Annotated in this window: 2 protein-coding genes and 1 pseudogene; 2 read left to right on the top strand and 1 reads right to left on the bottom strand. The window is 58.8% G+C overall.

What is annotated here, in order from left to right; translation table 11 throughout:
* The first annotated feature begins 102 nt into the window (after positions 1 to 102).
* Positions 103 to 981, top strand: a complete 879-nt coding sequence (locus PKKP23_RS33300) for an IS110 family RNA-guided transposase (RefSeq protein WP_240659282.1) — start codon at positions 103 to 105, stop codon at positions 979 to 981.
* 269 nt (positions 982 to 1250) lie between these two features.
* Here PKKP23_RS33300 and PKKP23_RS33295 read toward each other — a convergent pair.
* Positions 1251 to 1625 (bottom strand): annotated as a pseudogene (locus PKKP23_RS33295) (IS3 family transposase); the annotation flags it as partial.
* 65 nt (positions 1626 to 1690) lie between these two features.
* Between PKKP23_RS33295 and PKKP23_RS33290 the strand changes: the two are divergent.
* On the top strand, positions 1691 to 2086 hold a 396-nt coding region (locus PKKP23_RS33290; RefSeq protein WP_161978208.1), incomplete at its 3' end, for an IS110 family transposase.

Raw genomic sequence — 2086 nt, 5'->3', positions numbered from 1 at the left:
TCGAAGTGACGGCGCACCTGGTGAGTGCATCGCTCGTCGCCCGGTTATCTGATATACCCATCCTGCAATTCGACCCACGCAACACCTCCCCGATTAAAGGCGTTGCGACGACCGGTTGAATCCGCCCAGTATCTGGCCCGCAAATTTCAGGGCTTCGGCCACGACGTCAAACTTCTGCCAGCACAGTACGTCAAGCCGTTCGTCAAATCGCAGAAGAATGACTTTAACGACGCGCAGGCTATTGCCGAAGCTGTCCGACTTCCGACGATGCGGTTTGTGCCGCTCAAGTCAGAGGAGCAGATGGATGTCCAGGCGCTGCATCGCTCCCGCGAACGCATGCTCCAGCAACGCCTGGCATTGACCAACCAGATTCGCGGACTGCTGCTGGATCGCGGTATCGAGATTGCACAGGGATTCTATGCGCTTCGCACTGTGTTGCCCTCTCTACTCGAGAAGGAAGACTCCGGCCTTACTCCCATGATGCGCGATCTTGGGCGCATGCTGCTCGACATGTGGAACCGCACGGAAGCCACCATTGAACAGATGAACGATCGGCTCAAATGTCTGGCACGCGAGAGCGATCTTTGCCGGCGCCTTCAAACTATTCCAGGCGTCGGTATCCTGCTATCGACCGCCATCGTCTCCGCAGTCGGCAATGCATCAACGTTCAAGCGTGCACGCGATCTCGCCGCCTGGGTAGGGTTGGTGCCACAACAGCATACAACCGGCGGCAAGCCTCGCTTGCTGGGCATTACAAAGCGGGGAAATAGTTATCTGCGTCGTCTGTTCGTACAGGGCGCCCGCGCGCTATGGGTGTGGAAAGACAAGCATCCCAACGATCCGATCCAGCGCTGGCTACTGCAACTCGCCGAACGCCGGCATGCACACGTTGCTGTCTGCGCACTGGCAAACAAACTCGTACGCATTGCGTGGGCTGTCATGCGAAGTGGCGCAGAGTTTAACCTGCACTACCGCACCTGACCGTACCAGACTGATAGCTACCCCTGACCGCCGTTACTTTCCGCAACTCGCGCAGCGAATCAGCATGGCGCAAACGACCATCCGTCGCTTCCCCAAACCCGTCTGGACTTCCGGCAGACATCATGCCGCGCCACTAATTGGGACGGAGGCGTGCGACCTCATCATGCAGGCCAGATCCGGATTCGTTCGGATCGCTATAGGCCGGATAGATAAACGCGAGTCGTCTATCGCCACCAGTCTGCGCTTGCGGTTTGCGGGTGGACCATAGAAAAATCCATACTCCACGCGTCGTTCGGTTTGGCCGGCACGATCTTCGCCACTCGCGTCACAACCATCTTTCGCCGCTTCGGCAACTTCGAACGTAACTGCAATTGCTCTTCGCAATACAGCCGGTACGCCTGGTTCTTGCCCAACTGCCAGCCCTCGCGGCGCAACAGCACGTGAACACGCCGATAGCCGTAGCGCACACGCGTGTGGGCAATCTCGCGCATGCGTGCACGGAGCTCCCGACGGGGATCTTTGACACTCCGGTAATACTGCACGCTGCGCGGTTGCTTCACGAGCCGACAGGCCCGCCTCATCGTCAATCCGTAGTGGCTTACCACGTAATCCACCACGTCTCGTCTCAGCGCGGGCCGGGCCACTAATAGGATGGTCCGCCCTTCCCCGAAGGGGGATACTGAAGCCCCGAAACTGTCGGAGAATGATCATGCGTATCGTTCCTCACAACTGCGCCGTCTACGGTGTCGACCTGGGCAAGACGACGTTTCACATCGCCGGAGCCGACCAGCATGGACGGCCCACACTGAGAATCAAGCTTCGTCGCGACGCCTTGCTACAGTTCTTTGCGACAGCGTCTTCTGCGCGCGTGGGCATGGAAGCTTGTCCAGGATCCCATTGGCTGGCAAGGAAACTGATCGCGTTCGGCCACGACGTCAAGTTGATCCCGGCCCAATTCGTCAAGCCCTACCTGAAGTCGAACAAGAATGACACGCTCGACGCTGAGGCAATCGCCGAAGCAGTAACGCGCCCAACGATGCGCTTCGTCCCTGTCAAACGCCACGAGCAACTTGACATGCAAGCGCTGCACCGCGTGCGTGCCCAA

It is taken from the genome of Paraburkholderia kururiensis JCM 10599 = LMG 19447, assembly GCF_003986935.1.
GTDB lineage: Bacteria > Pseudomonadota > Gammaproteobacteria > Burkholderiales > Burkholderiaceae > Paraburkholderia > Paraburkholderia kururiensis.
This window is presented reverse-complemented; position numbering and strand designations above follow the sequence as displayed.